We start from the raw sequence: 14,726 nt of genomic DNA, 5'->3' as shown, positions 1-14,726 counted from the left end.
CGTTACGTTGCGGGCTCGTTTTGCTATGGAGTGTGCAATGTACCGTAATTTTTCTTTTGCCGCTGCGTTGCTGGCCGCAGCGTTTTCAGGCCATGCATTGGCCGATGGCATTAACAATTTTTCTCAGGCCAAAGCGGCGAGCGTCAAAGTCAATGCCGACGCGCCCGGCAGCTTTTACTGCGGGTGCCAAATCCGCTGGCAGGGTAAAAAAGGCGTCGTAGACCTGGAGTCCTGCGGCTATAAGGTGCGTAAAAACGAGAATCGCGCCAGACGCATTGAGTGGGAGCACGTTGTCCCCGCCTGGCAATTCGGTCATCAGCGCCAGTGCTGGCAGGACGGCGGGCGAAAAAACTGCGCTAAAGACCCGGTCTACCGCAAAATGGAAAGCGATATGCATAACCTGCAACCCGCGATTGGCGAAGTGAATGGCGATCGCGGCAACTTTATGTATAGCCAGTGGAACGGCGGCGAAGGTCAGTACGGGCAGTGCGCCATGAAAGTGGATTTCAAAGCGAAGCTCGCCGAGCCGCCCGCCCGCGCCCGTGGCGCAATCGCCCGCACTTATTTTTATATGCGCGACCAATACCAACTGAAACTTTCCCGCCAACAAACGCAGCTTTTTAACGTCTGGGATAAGCAGTACCCCGTTACCGCCTGGGAGTGCGAGCGCGATGCGCGTATCGCGAAGGTCCAGGGTAATCATAATCCCTATGTGCAACGCGCTTGCCAGGCGCGAAAGAGCTAACCTACACTAGCGGGATTATTGTTAACCCATGCCCTGGATAGCCAAACGCCGGGGCCATGACGCGGATTTTTTTATTATGCGTATTCCCCGCATTTATCACCCTGAATTGTTGACGTCCGGTACGCAGATTTCGTTATGCGAAGATGCGGCCAACCATATTGGTCGTGTACTGCGCATGGGACCGGGACAAGCGTTACAGCTGTTTGACGGCAGTAATCAGGTATTCGATGCTGAAATCATTAGCGCCAGTAAGAAAAGCGTTGAAGTGCAAGTGATGAAAGGCGAAATCGACGATCGTGAATCGCCGCTGCATATCCATCTGGGCCAGGTGATGTCGCGCGGTGAAAAAATGGAATTTACTATCCAGAAATCGATCGAACTGGGTGTAAGCCTCATTACGCCACTGTTCTCTGAGCGCTGCGGCGTTAAACTGGATAATGAACGTCTGAACAAAAAGCGCCAGCAGTGGCAAAAGATCGCCATCGCCGCCTGCGAACAATGCGGGCGTAACCGGGTGCCGGAAATTCGCCCGCCGATGGCGCTGGAAGCCTGGTGCGCCGAGCAAGATTCCGGGCTGAAGCTCAATCTTCATCCGCGCGCCCATGCCAGCATCAACACTCTGCCGCTGCCGGTTGAACGCGTCCGACTGCTGATCGGCCCGGAAGGCGGGCTGTCGGCGGACGAAATCGCGATGACCGCGCGCTATCAGTTTACTGATATTCTGTTAGGACCTCGCGTTCTGCGTACTGAGACAACCGCGCTCACCGCCATTACCGCGCTACAGGTGCGTTTTGGCGACTTAGGATGAAGCGTTAACGGAGAAAATAATGATCAAGCTCGGCATCGTGATGGACCCCATCGCACACATCAACATCAAGAAAGACACCAGTTTCGCTATGCTGCTGGAAGCCCAACGTCGTGGTTATGAACTTCATTATATGGAGATGGCCGACCTTTATCTGATTAACGGCGAAGCCCGCGCCCGCACGCGAACGTTGAGCGTGGAGCAAAATTACGATAAATGGTACGAGTTCGGCAGCGAGCAGGAGATTAAACTCGCCGATCTGGACGTCATTTTGATGCGTAAAGATCCGCCGTTTGATACCGAGTTTATTTATGCGACCTATATTCTGGAACGCGCTGAAGAGGAAGGGACGCTGATCGTCAACAAACCGCAAAGCCTGCGCGACTGTAATGAAAAACTGTATACCGCCTGGTTTGCCGATCTGACGCCGGAAACGCTGGTAACGCGCAATAAAGCGCAGCTCAAAGCGTTTTGGGAAAAGCACGGCGATATCATTATGAAACCGCTGGACGGTATGGGCGGCGCGTCCATTTTCCGCGTTAAGGAAGGCGATCCTAACATAGGCGTTATTGCCGAAACGCTGACCGAGCTGGGCAACCGCTACTGCATGGCGCAGAACTATTTGCCCGCGATCAAAGATGGCGATAAGCGCGTCCTGGTCGTCGACGGCGAGCCGGTGCCTTACTGCCTGGCGCGTATTCCGCAGGGCGGCGAAACCCGCGGCAACCTGGCGGCTGGTGGTCGCGGCGAACCCCGTCCGTTGAGCGAAAGCGACTGGGAAATTGCCCGCCGCGTTGGGCCGACGCTTAAAGCCAAAGGGCTTATTTTCGTCGGTCTGGATATTATCGGCGACCGCTTAACGGAAATTAACGTGACCAGCCCAACCTGCGTGCGTGAAATTGAAGCGGAATACCCGATCTCTATCACCGGGATGTTGATGGATGCCATCGAAGCGCGTCTGGCGAAGTAAACGTTTATTGCCCGGTGGCGTGCGCTTACCGGGCCTGAGCAATCACGCCGCCCCGGTCGGATAAGGCGGCGCATCAGCATCGCCATCCGGCAGTCTATTGCCCGATAAGGCCGCCGTCCTTTGGCAAAAGACGGCTTATATGAGTGACAACCGTCCGCTTTCCCCACATACTGAACGCTGTCGTTTTTTTGAACCAGGAAACAGAACCTCTGACAATGAATTTACAGCATCACTTTCTTATTGCCATGCCTGCGCTCCAGGACCCGATTTTCCGCCGTTCCGTGGTGTATATTTGCGAGCACAACCAGGACGGCGCTATGGGGATTATTGTTAATAAGCCTTTGGAAAATCTGCAAATTGAAGGGATTCTGGAAAAACTAAAAATTACGCCGGAACCGCGCGATTCGGCAATTCGTCTTGATAAAGCCGTGATGCTCGGCGGCCCGCTGGCGGAAGATCGCGGATTTATTCTCCATACTCCGCCGTCACGTTTCGCCTCCAGCATTCGTATCTCAGACAATACCGTGATTACCACCTCCCGCGATGTGCTGGAAACGTTAGGTACCCAACAACAGCCTTCCGATGTGCTGGTCGCGCTGGGCTACGCCTCCTGGGATAAAGGCCAGCTTGAACAAGAGTTGCTTGATAACGCCTGGCTTACCGCGCCCGCCGATCTCAATATTTTGTTCAAAACGCCCATTGCCGAGCGCTGGCGCGAAGCGGCAAAACTTATTGGCATTGATATTCTGACCATGCCTGGCGTTGCGGGGCACGCCTGATGAGCGACACCTTACTGGCCTTTGACTTCGGCACAAAAAGCATCGGCGTTGCAATAGGACAACGCATTACCGGCACCGCCCGTCCGCTTCCGGCAATCAAAGCACAGGACGGCACGCCCGACTGGACGCTCATTGAACGTTTGCTGAAAGAGTGGCAGCCGGACGAAATTATTGTCGGGCTACCGCTCAACATGGATGGCACTGAACAACCGCTGACGGCGCGCGCACGTAAATTCGCCAACCGTATTCATGGGCGCTTCGGGGTAACTGTCACGCTGCACGATGAACGACTCAGCACCGTTGAAGCACGCTCCGGTCTGTTTGAACGAGGTGGGTATCGCGCGCTGAACAAAGGCAAAGTGGACTCGGCCTCCGCCGTGATTATCCTCGAAAGCTATTTTGAACAGGGGTATTAAAGCCGTTTTTGTCAGCAGGCGGATAACGCGGTCATGGTTGCCAGGCTTACTGGGCAATAAGCTGGTTTAATGCCTTCAACGCCTGTAAACGCGCAGCCGCCTCCGCCTCATCAATCCGCCACATTCCCGCAAAGGCCAGCGCTGCGGCGTGCTTGCCTAGCGGTTGCGCCATAGAAACTTCACCATCAGCGTGATGCCACAGCACGTATCCCCGCTGGCGCTGCTGCGCCACATGCGGCGCCAGATTGCGCCACTGCTCCGGAGTAAAACGCTGCATTAGCGCCTCGTCGCTTTCTGCCGCCAGTAACGCCACTCCTGTTACCGACTGCCAGGCCGGGCACATACGAAACCCCGCCAACGCCTGACTTCCCTGCGAACCCGGCGTAGAGTGATAAATATAGATAATCTGGTCTTCCCATAGCACGCCTAATGCCACCACGATGTCTTTGGGCGCATGTCGTTCAAGGATAGGCAACGCATGGGAGAACAGCGCTGAACCGCGAATCGCCTGCGCCGCCAAAGCATGAATGCCTGGCCCGGGTAAATAGCGTCGGTGCTCATCCTGCATCGTGAGTCCAATAGAGGCCATCGTCATTAACAGGCGATTAACGCGCGTGGTATTAATATCCATCAGCCGGGCAAGCTCGCGACATCCGATAGCACGGTCGCTGGAGACCAGATATTGCAGACAGCGAATGCCATCTATCAGGCTTTGATTCGGTTGTGATGACATCGTTAAATGGCTTCGCTGTGGTTTTAACAAAGCTGCGATTTTAACGCCGGTTCGCCAGGATACAAGCCTGCATGCCGTTCAATCCACCGCGCCAGCCAACACTTTACAACGCCCCTACGCCGCCATCTTCGCTACAGTCGTCCCTGCGCCTGACGCCATTGCGCGCTCTGGGCGAATGTCATCATCCCCTGCTGCTGCCCGGTTTGTATCACGTGGGCCAACTGATGGAGTTTGCCTTCACGGATCAAATTCCCTGTGGCTGGCGTATTAATCAGTAATTCAAACAACGCCACGCGCCCATCTTGTCTGTCGACCTCCAGTTTTTGCGATAGTACAGCGCGCAGACTACCCGCCAGTTGACTGCGTACCGGTTCTTTTTCCTGCGCCGGAAAACTATCCACTAATCTTTCCACCGCCTGCGCCGCGCCACGAGTATGCAGGGTTGCCAGTACCAGATGCCCCGTTTCCGCCGCCGTCAGCGCCAGGCGAATGGTCTCGCTGTCACGCAGCTCTCCCAGTAAAATGACATCGGGATCTTCACGCAACGCCGCGCGCAGCCCGGCGGCAAAAGTGGCGCAATGCTGGCCGATTTCCCGCTGCTGTATCAGGCAACGCTTGCTGGTGTAACGGTACTCAATAGGATCTTCCAGCGTCAGGATGTGTTTATCGGCATGTTGATTAAGATGTCCCACCATCGCCGCCAGCGTAGTGGATTTCCCGCAGCCAGTGGCGCCAGTGACCAGAATCAGTCCGTTCTCGCTGGCAAGCAGTGCGGGTACTATCGGCGGCGTCTGGATTTCCGCCAGATCAGGACAACGCTCGGGCAATAGCCGTAGCGCCAGCGACGTTCCCTGTTGATGTTTGAACGCACTGGCGCGCAAGCGCCGCGTGCCAGACAGCGAGACGGCGAAATCAAGCTGGCCGTGCTTTCGCCACTGATATTGTTGCGCGTCATTAAGCCAATCAAGCAGAAGCCTGTCGACATCAGGCGCGGTAAAAGGCGCGTTCTCCATGCGTCCTTGTTTGCGCCATCGCGCAGGCCAGGCGTTACACAGGTGTAGATCCGAGACGTTATGCTTTACACTAAGCGTCACAATTTCTTCCATATTCATATAAACATCCTCGGAAAATGAACGATATCGCGCATAACCTGGCATACATCCGGGACAAAATCTCCGCCGCGGCGACACGTTGTGGCCGCTCTTCAGAAGAAGTTACGTTGCTTGCAGTGAGTAAAACCAAACCTGCGAGCGACATCGCAGAAGCCATTGCCGCCGGACAACGGGCATTTGGTGAAAATTATGTACAAGAGGGGGTGGAAAAAATCCGCCACTTTCAGGAAGCGAAAGTGGAAGGCCTGCACTGGCACTTTATTGGCCCTTTACAGTCCAACAAAAGTCGGCTGGTGGCCGAGCATTTTGACTGGTGTCATACCATCGATCGCCTGCGTATCGCCTCGCGGCTGAGCGAACAGCGCCCGGATAATCTGCCGGCGCTAAATGTTCTGATCCAAATTAATATCAGCGATGAAAACAGCAAATCAGGCATTCCGCTGGCGGAACTGGATGAGCTGGCCGCGGCGGTGGCTACACTGCCGCGTCTGCGGCTTCGCGGACTGATGGCGATCCCGGCGCCAGAGTCAGATTATGTAAGGCAGTTTGAAGTCGCACGTCAAATGGCTGTAGCATTTGCCGGGCTGAAAGCGCGCTACCCTGACGTTGATACCCTATCTCTGGGTATGAGCGACGATATGGAAGCCGCGATTGCGGCAGGTAGCACAATGGTGCGCATCGGCACCGCTATCTTTGGTGCTCGTGATTACACAAAAAATTAAGGAAAACTGAGGAACGCCATGAATACGTTGACCTTCCTGCTCTCAACGGTAATTGAGCTGTATACCATGGTGCTATTATTGCGCGTGTGGATGCAGTGGGCCCGCTGTGACTTTTACAACCCTTTTTCCCAGTTCGTGGTGAAAATTACGCAGCCCATCATCGGACCGCTGCGTCGTATTATCCCGCCAATGGGGCCGATTGACAGCGCTTCCCTGCTGGTGGCGTTTATTCTTAGCGTGATTAAGGCGATAGTGCTGTTTAAGGTAATTACGTTTCAGGCGATTATCTGGATTGCCGCGGTGCTTATCTTGCTTAAAACAATCGGCCTGCTGATCTTCTGGGTGTTGCTGGTCATGGCTATCATGAGCTGGGTGAGCCAGGGTCGTAGCCCGATTGAATATGTATTGATTCAGCTTGCCGAGCCGCTGCTCAGCCCGATTCGCCGTATACTGCCTGCGATGGGCGGCATCGACTTCTCGCCGATGGTTCTGGTACTGCTGCTGTATGTCGTTAATATGGGGATTGCTGAAGTCTTACAAGCGACAGGCAACATGTTGCTGCCGGGGCTGTGGATGGCGTTATGAGTGCTGTGACTCGCTGCGAAGACGGTCTGGTGTTACGGCTTTATATTCAGCCGAAAGCCAGCCGCGACAGTATTGTGGGCTTACATGGCGACGAGGTGAAAGTCGCCATTACCGCCCCGCCGGTTGATGGTCAGGCAAACAGCCATCTGACCAAGTTTCTTGGTAAACAGTTTCGCGTGGCGAAAAGTCAGATCGTCATCGAAAAAGGCGAGCTGGGCCGTCACAAACAGGTAAAAATTATTCACCCGCAACAGATCCCGCCGGAAATTGCGGCGTTAACTGAGTAGGTATTCCATGCAAAAAGTTGTTCTCGCAACCGGCAATGCCGGTAAAGTGCGCGAGCTCGCGTCGCTGTTAAGCGATTTTGGGCTTGATGTGGTAGCGCAAACGGAACTGGGCGTCGATTCCGCGGAAGAAACCGGCCTGACGTTTATTGAAAACGCGATTCTCAAAGCGCGCCATGCCGCCAAAATGACCGGTCTGCCCGCCATTGCCGATGACTCCGGTCTGGCCGTTGACGTTTTAGGCGGCGCGCCGGGTATCTATTCCGCGCGCTATTCTGGCGAAAACGCGACAGATCAGCAAAATCTGGAAAAACTGCTGCATACTCTACGAGATGTTCCGGACGACAAACGCCAGGCGCGATTCCATTGTGTACTGGTTTATTTGCGTCATGCCGAAGATCCCACACCGATAGTCTGTCACGGTAGCTGGCCTGGCGTCATTACTCGCCAGGCGGCCGGAAATGGCGGATTTGGCTATGATCCCATTTTCTTCGTACCGTCTGAAGGCAAAACCGCCGCAGAACTGACCCGTGAAGAAAAAAGCGCGATTTCCCACCGTGGACAAGCGCTCAAGCTGCTGCTGGATGCGTTACGCAATGGCTAAACTACCGCCGCTCAGTCTTTATATTCATATTCCCTGGTGTGTACAAAAATGTCCATATTGCGACTTCAATTCCCATGCGTTGAAGGGCGAGGTGCCGCATGACGACTACGTCCAGCATCTGTTAAGCGATCTGGATGCCGACGTCGCCTGGGCGCAAGGGCGTGAAGTAAAGACCATCTTTATTGGCGGCGGTACGCCAAGCCTGCTTTCCGGGCCGGCGATGCAAACGCTGCTGGACGGCGTGCGCACGCGCCTGAACCTGGCGGCGGATGCGGAAATTACTATGGAAGCGAACCCCGGCACGGTCGAAGCCGACCGCTTCATCGACTATCAGCGCGCCGGCGTAAACCGGATCTCCATTGGCGTACAGAGCTTTAGTGAGCCTAAGCTGAAACGTCTTGGCCGTATTCACGGTCCACAAGAGGCGATGCGGGCAGCAAGACTGGCAAATGGGCTTGGACTACGCAGCTTTAACCTCGACTTGATGCATGGATTGCCGGATCAAACGCTGGAAGAGGCGCTGAATGATTTGCGACAGGCGATTGCGCTTAATCCGCCGCATCTCTCATGGTATCAATTGACGATTGAACCCAACACTCTGTTCGGTTCGCGTCCGCCGGTTTTACCGGACGATGACGCTCTGTGGGATATCTTTGAGCAGGGCCACCAGTTATTAACCGCCGCTGGCTATCAGCAATACGAAACGTCGGCCTATGCCAAACCCGGTTATCAGTGCCAGCATAATCTGAACTACTGGCGCTTTGGCGACTATCTGGGTATTGGCTGCGGCGCCCACGGTAAAGTCACCTTCCCGGGCGGCAGGATCCTGCGCACCACCAAAACCCGTCACCCACGCGGTTATATGCAGGGACGTTACCTGGAAAGCCAGCGTGACGTGAGTGATGACGATAAACCCTTTGAGTTCTTTATGAACCGTTTTCGGTTGCTGGAGCGCGCGCCTCGCGCCGAATTTGTCGACTATACCGGGCTTACGGAAGCGGTTATTCGTCAGCCAATCGACGAGGCTATTGCCCAGGGCTACCTGACCGAATGCGAGCAATACTGGCAGATTACCCGGCACGGTAAACTGTTTTTAAACTCTCTTCTTGAGTTGTTTCTCGCGGAATAACAAGGATAAGCCTGTCGCGCCAGCGGGTAAAATACCTGATGGCGCGACGCTTACCGACCTGTGGCGGTTAATGCGCCGCTGGCAAGCGCATTATTTAATAACGCCTTTACGACGCAAATCGTCGGTATCTTTTTTCCAGCGCTCGTAACCGTCATTAATATCCGTGATTTTCATGCGGATATCACTCTGTTGCATCTGAAGTTTCTGTACCGCTATATTCAGCGGATATTGTCCTTTCTCTAACGATATCCAGTCATTCTGCGCTTTTCGACGCAGCTCTTCTGATTTCAAAAATACCTGCCGCCGTTGCTCGTGTATGTCTAAATCTCTTTTCTGCTGAATAGCCGCTTCATTGCACGGCTCACTCTGCTTACGGCACGCGTCTAATGCCGGTTGATAGACCTCTTTTTCGTATTTCTCGGCATATACGCTGCTATCGTTGGCTTTTACATAATCATCGCGCTCTTTTAACGTCTTTTTAAACGCCTCGGCGCGGGTCAACGGTTTCCCATCAGCGCCTTTTCCCCAATATGCGTCCGCTTCTTTTTTAGCTACCGCTATTTTCTTATCCAGGGCAGAGAGTTGTTCTTCAAGACCGGGGATCGACGCTTTCTGCGCACGCCAGGAGGCTTCAATGTTGCCAAACCGATAGTTAAAGTCATCACTGTTGACGATCAGGTATTTATCATTCGTTTTAATGTCGTCAATAGCCCGGCCCTGATCGCTGGCTGCCATTTGTAATGAGTAATAGCTCACCGTCCAGCCAGAGGCTGGCGTCCCTTTGCTGGTTAACATGGCAGAAAATTTAACGGGATGATCTTTGGTCCAGGTTTTTTCAACAAAATAATAATCTGCCGCCATACCAACGCCGGTATACATATCTTCACGGGAAGAAATATCCCCTTCGGCAGACCAGGTGGCCTGATTGCCCGTCGAATCAAGATTTTTTAAGGTAATGGAATCCAGTTTAAGTATGCCGTGGTACTGCTTACTAAACTGTTCTTTTAAGATGTTATCGGAGGGTTGAGCAACCTCTGCCCAACTATAGCCTGAAATCAGGGCAAACAGCGCTGCGCCAGCAATCCATTGTCGAACCACTTGTGGACCTCCCGTCCAGAGACATGACGCCCACAATTATCATAACCAGGATGATAATTAGCAAGATAATAGTTTTGGTTGTGCGAGAGGTCTTCCAAAGATGGCCCCGGCCTTCCGACCGGGGCATTATCTTTAATACTGATTGAACATCGTCTGGATCTGTTTTGGATCTTTAGTCTGGGTTAACGCCAGTTGCAGTAAGACACGCGCTTTTTGCGGGTTCAGCGTGCCGGAAGCGACAAAGCCGTATTTTGCATCGTCAACTTCCGCATCCTGCGTGGTTGCGCCAGTCGGCACACGTGAAGAACGCACCACTACCGTACCGTTGTGCGCGGCGGTCGCCAGGGTATCAAAGACCGTTTTATACAGGTTGCCGTTACCCACGCCTGCGCTCACGATCCCGTCATAACCCGCGTCTACCAGCGCTTTTGCCGGCAGATCGGACGCATTCGCATAGTTATAAACGATACCGACTTTCGGCAACGCGGTCAGCTTCGACACGTCGAACGGGGTGGAGGTGGTATGTTTACGCTCTGGCGTACGCTGGTAGTCAATTTTACCGTTGTGGATATAACCCAGCGGGCCGTAGTTAACCGCTTTAAACGTCGCCACGTCAGTCGTATTGGTCTTAGTGACGTCGCGTCCGTCCATGACGGTATCATTCATTACCACCAGCACGCCGCGGTTGGCAGACTGTTTATCAGCCGCTGTTACTACCGCATTATAGAGGTTGAACGGGCCATCTGCGCTCATTGACGTGGAGGGACGCATCGCGCCGACCAGTACCACCGGTTTATTGCATTTCACGGTCAGATCGAGGAAATAAGCGGTTTCTTCCATCGTATCAGTACCGTGGGTGATCACGAAACCGTCGGTGCTGTCGCACTCGGTATTGATTTTTTTCGCCAGCGTGAGCCAGACTTCATCGTTCATATCCTGCGAGCCAATGTTAACGACCTGCTCGCCTTTCACTACCGCAATGTCCTTCAATTGAGGAACGGCATCCACCAGATTTTCGACGCCGACTTTACCTGCCGTATAATTTGATTTTGTTGCTGAATCACCGCCGCCAGCGATCGTTCCGCCGGTCGCTAAGATGGTGATATTCGGTAAAGCGAACGCTGCGCCGCTGAAACCCATTACCAGAGCAGCTAATGCCGTTTTCCTGAAAAACTCCATGTTATATCTCCAGTTATGTCAACTGGTCGCATTATCTCTATATTGCAGACGAATAATGTGATGTCATACGATTAACCAGCGATATATATCCAACAGAGAGTATTTTTTAGAGATGGATAACAAAATGCAGGAAAAAACAGAATAAAAAGGCGCAGATACGATCTACGCCATTGTTTAAAAAGGAAAGATTACTTCAGGCTGCCAACCAGCGCTTTGCGGCTATCTTCTAAGGTCACTACGCGGCTACAGACATCTTTGCCAAACTGCTGGAAATCTTTCTCCTGATTTTTCCATTCGTTCTGGATAGCGGTTTGCAAACCACCGAGGCTGCCCATCACACCCTGTAAAGGATTGCCGCCGCCTTTAAGCACTGCTTTGGCGCCCATTTCGTTAATGCTGTCCTGCAAAATACCGCCCATCGCCTGATTCACCAACTGCTGACCGTCGGCACGCACCTGGTCGATAGCCTTATAGTGGAACGTCAGGCCGTCCGTACGATGTTCGATAATGCGGTTCATTTGCGCTTTTAATTGCGCATCAAGCTTCGTCAGACGGCTACGCATGTTGCTGCTTTCGCCCACCTCTTTAGCGATGATTTTATCCAGCGCCACGCGGCCTTTTTCGACGCGCGATCGGGCGCCCTCATCAATCCACGGCAGCGCGCTTCGCAGTTCCGCCTGGTAATCTTTCGCCTGCTCGCGCTGCGCGGCGCTAAGGGTGTACTGCTTACCGTTGTACATCACATTGCCGTCCGGCGTGATCACCAGGTTGCCGTTTTCACCTTTCACCTGCACCGTTTGTGGACTCAGGATCACATCGTCACGCGGCGTGACGCTGCATTTGTAATCTGCATGAGCGGCCATCGCCGTAAACGTTAGCACTGCCGCCAGCAGCGTTTTGCGCATCATAACTTTCCCTCAAGACAAAGCGGGCCGGCATTTGCCGACCCTGTACTTATTAGTCCCACCAAACGTCGAAAAGTTCGCTGGTTCGGACTTCTTCAAGGTTGCGCGCTTCCAGCCACTTACGCACAATCGCCTGATGTTCTTCGGTACATTTACCGATTTCCTGCATACAAATCAGCCCTTCCCAGGCCAGGTAGCCGCTGCCGTCAAACGCCAGTTTATTAGGCTCAATAACGTCATTAATAAAGTCATCAACAGTCTTATCGATCTGCTCTTCAGATGTACCTTCCGGAAAACGCCATGCCACCGAAAATCCTAATTCCTGGAATTCGTCAATGTGCATTTTTTTACGCAGACGACGACTACGGTTCTTTGCCATTATTTCACCCTCTCGAACATTAAGTCCCATACGCCATGACCAAGACGATGGCCACGTTGTTCAAATTTCGTTACCGGGCGCGATTCCGGGCGCGGTACATAATCATTGCTCTCTGACAGATTTTTGTACCCGTCGATAGAAGACATGACTTCAAGCATGTGTTCCGCATACGCTTCCCAGTCGGTCGCCATATGGAAAACGCCGCCCAATTTCAGCTTGCTCAATACCAGTTCAGCAAACGGCACCTGAACGATACGGCGTTTATTATGACGCGCTTTATGCCACGGGTCAGGGAAAAAGAGCTGAACCATCGATAAAGAATTGTCAGGAATCATTTTATGCAACACTTCTACCGCGTCGTGGCACATGACGCGCAGGTTTTCAACGCCCTCTTCATGAGCGGACGCCAGACACGCGCCGACACCGGGTGAATGCACTTCAATGCCGAGGAAATTCTGCTCCGGGCGCGCTTTCGCCATCGCCACGAGAGACGCCCCCATGCCAAAACCAATCTCCAGCGTCACCGGCGCTTCGCGACCAAACAACGTGGCGAAATCTACCGGCGCTTCGCTGAACTCGACGCCCATCACCGGCCAGTAGTTTTCCAGCGCGTGCTCTTGCCCCTTTGTCAGTCGCCCCTGGCGACGAACAAAACTACGAATACGGCGCAGCGGGCGACCGTTTTCATCAAATTCCGGTGAAATGACGTCGTTTTTCATAAAAGTGTAGTCTGCTGTGTTTGAGTTCTGAAAACGGGCATTATCCAAAGTTAGTTGCCGGATGCAAGCATGAAGCGCACTGCGGAAAGTTCCGGTTTACACCCTGCGGCCTCTGTGCTGCAATCTTGCCCCCGGCAATAATGAATGAGTTTCCATGCAAGCGTCTCAATTTTCAGCCCAGGTTCTGGACTGGTACGACAAATACGGGCGGAAAACGCTGCCCTGGCAAATTAACAAGACGCCTTACAAAGTATGGCTCTCGGAAGTCATGTTGCAACAAACGCAGGTGACGACGGTGATTCCTTACTTTGAGCGATTTATGGCGCGCTTTCCCACAGTGACGGATTTAGCGAATGCGCCGCTGGATGAAGTACTCCATTTATGGACCGGGCTCGGCTATTACGCCCGCGCGCGTAATTTGCATAAAGCGGCGCAACAGGTGGCGACGCTTCACGGTGGAGAATTCCCGCAAACTTTTGCCGAAATCGCCGCGCTCCCCGGCGTCGGGCGTTCAACCGCCGGCGCGATTCTCTCCCTCGCGTTAGGTAAACATTATCCGATTCTTGATGGAAACGTTAAACGTGTGCTGGCTCGCTGTTATGCTGTTAGCGGCTGGCCTGGAAAAAAAGAGGTGGAGAATACGCTGTGGACGCTGAGCGAGCAAGTGACGCCCGCACGCGGCGTGGAGCGTTTTAATCAGGCGATGATGGATCTGGGCGCGATGGTTTGTACGCGTTCAAAGCCAAAGTGCACCCTGTGTCCGCTGCAAAACGGTTGTATCGCCGCTGCGCATGAAAGCTGGTCACGCTATCCGGGCAAGAAACCGAAACAGACGTTGCCGGAGCGGACGGGTTACTTTTTATTGTTACAGCATAATCAGGAGATTTTCCTGGCGCAGCGCCCTCCCAGCGGTTTATGGGGCGGACTCTACTGCTTTCCGCAGTTCGCCAGCGAAGCTGAATTACGTGAATGGCTGGCGCAACGGCATGTTAACGCTGATAATTTGACCCAGCTTAACGCGTTTCGCCACACATTTAGCCATTTCCACCTGGATATTGTGCCTATGTGGCTTCCCGTGTCGTCACTGGACGCCTGCATGGATGAAGGCAGCGCGCTCTGGTATAACTTAGCGCAACCGCCGTCAGTCGGACTGGCGGCCCCCGTGGAGCGCTTGTTACAGCAGTTACGTACCGGAGCGCCAGTTTAACGCCCCGGTCGATGAAGAGGATGACTTATGAGCAGAACGATTTTTTGTACTTACCTGCAACGCGACGCTGAAGGGCAAGATTTTCAGCTCTACCCTGGCGAACTGGGAAAACGTATCTATAACGAGATCTCTAAGGACGCGTGGGCGCAGTGGCAGCATAAGCAGACCATGTTGATTAACGAGAAAAAGCTCAACATGATGAACGCCGAGCACCGTAAGCTGCTGGAACAGGAGATGGTGAGCTTCCTGTTCGAAGGCAAAGACGTTCATATCGAAGGTTATACGCCGGAAGATAAAAAATAGGCCCGTTGCTGAATGAGGCTGCGCTTATTCGGCCTGTGAGTTATGCCGGATA

19 protein-coding genes are annotated in these 14,726 nt (G+C 53.4%); 12 read left to right on the top strand and 7 right to left on the bottom strand.

Translation table 11 applies throughout. The annotated features are described in order from the left end of the window. Window positions 1-37: 37 nt before the first annotated feature. The 5 genes from endA (at window position 38) to ruvX (ending at window position 3,715) form a co-directional block, all read left to right on the top strand. Window positions 38-745: a deoxyribonuclease I gene (endA, locus tag NA197_RS05925; RefSeq protein ID WP_001650639.1), complete on the top strand. Its 708-nt coding sequence runs from the start codon at window positions 38-40 to the stop codon at window positions 743-745. Between the two features lie 76 nt (window positions 746-821). Then, a complete protein-coding gene (gene rsmE, locus NA197_RS05920; RefSeq protein WP_001222488.1) occupies window positions 822-1,553 on the top strand; it encodes a 16S rRNA (uracil(1498)-N(3))-methyltransferase in 732 nt (243 codons plus the stop codon). 19 nt (window positions 1,554-1,572) lie between these two features. Further along, window positions 1,573-2,520, top strand: a complete 948-nt coding sequence (gene gshB, locus NA197_RS05915; RefSeq protein WP_000593248.1) for a glutathione synthase — start codon at window positions 1,573-1,575, stop codon at window positions 2,518-2,520. A 215-nt stretch (window positions 2,521-2,735) separates the two neighbouring features. Next, on the top strand, window positions 2,736-3,299 hold the full coding sequence (locus NA197_RS05910) for a YqgE/AlgH family protein (protein WP_001053171.1): 564 nt from the start codon (window positions 2,736-2,738) through the stop codon (window positions 3,297-3,299). Then, complete coding sequence (ruvX, locus tag NA197_RS05905) at window positions 3,299-3,715, top strand: Holliday junction resolvase RuvX (protein ID WP_001285491.1); 417 nt, start codon at window positions 3,299-3,301, stop codon at window positions 3,713-3,715. The genes NA197_RS05910 and ruvX overlap by 1 nt, the downstream gene beginning before the upstream one ends. 46 nt (window positions 3,716-3,761) lie before the next feature. Here the strand turns inward: ruvX and NA197_RS05900 are convergent, their stop codons facing one another. Then, window positions 3,762-4,448, bottom strand: coding sequence for an IclR family transcriptional regulator domain-containing protein (locus NA197_RS05900; RefSeq protein WP_000098325.1), 687 nt, complete (start codon window positions 4,446-4,448; stop codon window positions 3,762-3,764). A gap of 131 nt (window positions 4,449-4,579) precedes the next feature. Beyond that, window positions 4,580-5,560, bottom strand: coding sequence for a type IV pilus twitching motility protein PilT (locus tag NA197_RS05895; protein ID WP_064043142.1), 981 nt, complete (start codon window positions 5,558-5,560; stop codon window positions 4,580-4,582). 17 nt (window positions 5,561-5,577) lie between these two features. On the opposite strand from NA197_RS05895, the gene NA197_RS05890 reads away from it, so the two are divergent. Genes NA197_RS05890 through hemW form a run of 5 tightly spaced genes read left to right on the top strand, consistent with a single transcriptional unit; the run spans window position 5,578 to window position 8,884 of the window. Further along, window positions 5,578-6,282 (top strand): YggS family pyridoxal phosphate-dependent enzyme, encoded by a 705-nt coding sequence (locus NA197_RS05890; protein WP_000997812.1) that lies wholly within the window; start codon window positions 5,578-5,580, stop codon window positions 6,280-6,282. An 18-nt stretch (window positions 6,283-6,300) separates the two neighbouring features. Continuing rightward, complete coding sequence (locus NA197_RS05885; RefSeq protein ID WP_001094848.1) at window positions 6,301-6,867, top strand: YggT family protein; 567 nt, start codon at window positions 6,301-6,303, stop codon at window positions 6,865-6,867. After that, window positions 6,864-7,154: a DUF167 family protein YggU gene (gene yggU / locus NA197_RS05880; protein ID WP_001277205.1), complete on the top strand. Its 291-nt coding sequence runs from the start codon at window positions 6,864-6,866 to the stop codon at window positions 7,152-7,154. Before NA197_RS05885 ends, yggU begins: the two co-directional genes overlap by 4 nt. A gap of 7 nt (window positions 7,155-7,161) precedes the next feature. Beyond that, window positions 7,162-7,755 (top strand): XTP/dITP diphosphatase, encoded by a 594-nt coding sequence (locus tag NA197_RS05875; RefSeq protein ID WP_001174769.1) that lies wholly within the window; start codon window positions 7,162-7,164, stop codon window positions 7,753-7,755. Further along, window positions 7,748-8,884 carry a radical SAM family heme chaperone HemW gene (gene hemW, locus NA197_RS05870; protein WP_064043143.1) on the top strand — a complete coding sequence of 379 codons (1,137 nt, stop codon included), beginning with the start codon at window positions 7,748-7,750 and terminating at the stop codon, window positions 8,882-8,884. The genes NA197_RS05875 and hemW overlap by 8 nt, the downstream gene beginning before the upstream one ends. A gap of 90 nt (window positions 8,885-8,974) precedes the next feature. Here hemW and NA197_RS05865 read toward each other — a convergent pair whose 3' ends face one another. The 5 genes from NA197_RS05865 to trmB all read right to left on the bottom strand — a co-directional run bounded on the left by NA197_RS05865 (window position 8,975) and on the right by trmB (window position 13,164). After that, window positions 8,975-9,982, bottom strand: a complete 1,008-nt coding sequence (locus NA197_RS05865; RefSeq protein WP_052931751.1) for a DUF1202 family protein — start codon at window positions 9,980-9,982, stop codon at window positions 8,975-8,977. A 132-nt stretch (window positions 9,983-10,114) separates the two neighbouring features. Continuing rightward, the gene (ansB, locus tag NA197_RS05860; RefSeq protein ID WP_000394189.1) at window positions 10,115-11,161 is read right to left on the bottom strand and encodes an L-asparaginase 2; all 1,047 of its coding nucleotides are present in this window, start codon (window positions 11,159-11,161) and stop codon (window positions 10,115-10,117) included. 188 nt (window positions 11,162-11,349) lie between these two features. Continuing rightward, window positions 11,350-12,069, bottom strand: a complete 720-nt coding sequence (locus NA197_RS05855) for a DUF2884 domain-containing protein (protein ID WP_000984827.1) — start codon at window positions 12,067-12,069, stop codon at window positions 11,350-11,352. Between the two features lie 49 nt (window positions 12,070-12,118). Continuing rightward, window positions 12,119-12,445, bottom strand: a complete 327-nt coding sequence (locus NA197_RS05850) for a YggL family protein (RefSeq protein ID WP_001107559.1) — start codon at window positions 12,443-12,445, stop codon at window positions 12,119-12,121. Further along, window positions 12,445-13,164, bottom strand: a complete 720-nt coding sequence (trmB, locus tag NA197_RS05845; RefSeq protein ID WP_000786890.1) for a tRNA (guanosine(46)-N7)-methyltransferase TrmB — start codon at window positions 13,162-13,164, stop codon at window positions 12,445-12,447. The genes NA197_RS05850 and trmB overlap by 1 nt, the downstream gene beginning before the upstream one ends. 154 nt (window positions 13,165-13,318) lie before the next feature. Between trmB and mutY the strand changes: the two genes are divergently transcribed. Next, entirely contained in the window at window positions 13,319-14,371 is a 1,053-nt protein-coding gene (mutY, locus tag NA197_RS05840; protein WP_001148957.1) for an A/G-specific adenine glycosylase, read from the top strand. A gap of 27 nt (window positions 14,372-14,398) precedes the next feature. Further along, the gene (locus NA197_RS05835; protein WP_000091706.1) at window positions 14,399-14,674 is read left to right on the top strand and encodes an oxidative damage protection protein; all 276 of its coding nucleotides are present in this window, start codon (window positions 14,399-14,401) and stop codon (window positions 14,672-14,674) included. Window positions 14,675-14,726: the final 52 nt, after the last annotated feature.

Source organism: Salmonella sp. NW884, assembly GCF_051700745.1.
Lineage (GTDB): Bacteria > Pseudomonadota > Gammaproteobacteria > Enterobacterales > Enterobacteriaceae > Salmonella > Salmonella enterica.
The sequence above is the reverse complement of the archived record's forward strand: the minus strand, read 5'-3'. Positions and strand labels throughout refer to the sequence as shown.

Coding starts and splice junctions, on each gene's coding strand:
- NA197_RS05900 (WP_000098325.1), bottom strand. CDS start 4,448: ATGTCATCACAACCGAATCAAAGCCTGATAGATGGCATTCGCTGTCTG.
- NA197_RS05855 (WP_000984827.1), bottom strand. CDS start 12,069: ATGATGCGCAAAACGCTGCTGGCGGCAGTGCTAACGTTTACGGCGATG.
- NA197_RS05885 (WP_001094848.1), top strand. CDS start 6,301: ATGAATACGTTGACCTTCCTGCTCTCAACGGTAATTGAGCTGTATACC.
- ruvX (WP_001285491.1), top strand. CDS start 3,299: ATGAGCGACACCTTACTGGCCTTTGACTTCGGCACAAAAAGCATCGGC.
- trmB (WP_000786890.1), bottom strand. CDS start 13,164: ATGAAAAACGACGTCATTTCACCGGAATTTGATGAAAACGGTCGCCCG.
- yggU (WP_001277205.1), top strand. CDS start 6,864: ATGAGTGCTGTGACTCGCTGCGAAGACGGTCTGGTGTTACGGCTTTAT.
- NA197_RS05835 (WP_000091706.1), top strand. CDS start 14,399: ATGAGCAGAACGATTTTTTGTACTTACCTGCAACGCGACGCTGAAGGG.
- hemW (WP_064043143.1), top strand. CDS start 7,748: ATGGCTAAACTACCGCCGCTCAGTCTTTATATTCATATTCCCTGGTGT.
- endA (WP_001650639.1), top strand. CDS start 38: ATGTACCGTAATTTTTCTTTTGCCGCTGCGTTGCTGGCCGCAGCGTTT.
- NA197_RS05890 (WP_000997812.1), top strand. CDS start 5,578: ATGAACGATATCGCGCATAACCTGGCATACATCCGGGACAAAATCTCC.
- ansB (WP_000394189.1), bottom strand. CDS start 11,161: ATGGAGTTTTTCAGGAAAACGGCATTAGCTGCTCTGGTAATGGGTTTC.
- NA197_RS05910 (WP_001053171.1), top strand. CDS start 2,736: ATGAATTTACAGCATCACTTTCTTATTGCCATGCCTGCGCTCCAGGAC.
- mutY (WP_001148957.1), top strand. CDS start 13,319: ATGCAAGCGTCTCAATTTTCAGCCCAGGTTCTGGACTGGTACGACAAA.
- rsmE (WP_001222488.1), top strand. CDS start 822: ATGCGTATTCCCCGCATTTATCACCCTGAATTGTTGACGTCCGGTACG.
- NA197_RS05850 (WP_001107559.1), bottom strand. CDS start 12,445: ATGGCAAAGAACCGTAGTCGTCGTCTGCGTAAAAAAATGCACATTGAC.
- NA197_RS05895 (WP_064043142.1), bottom strand. CDS start 5,560: ATGAATATGGAAGAAATTGTGACGCTTAGTGTAAAGCATAACGTCTCG.
- NA197_RS05875 (WP_001174769.1), top strand. CDS start 7,162: ATGCAAAAAGTTGTTCTCGCAACCGGCAATGCCGGTAAAGTGCGCGAG.
- gshB (WP_000593248.1), top strand. CDS start 1,573: ATGATCAAGCTCGGCATCGTGATGGACCCCATCGCACACATCAACATC.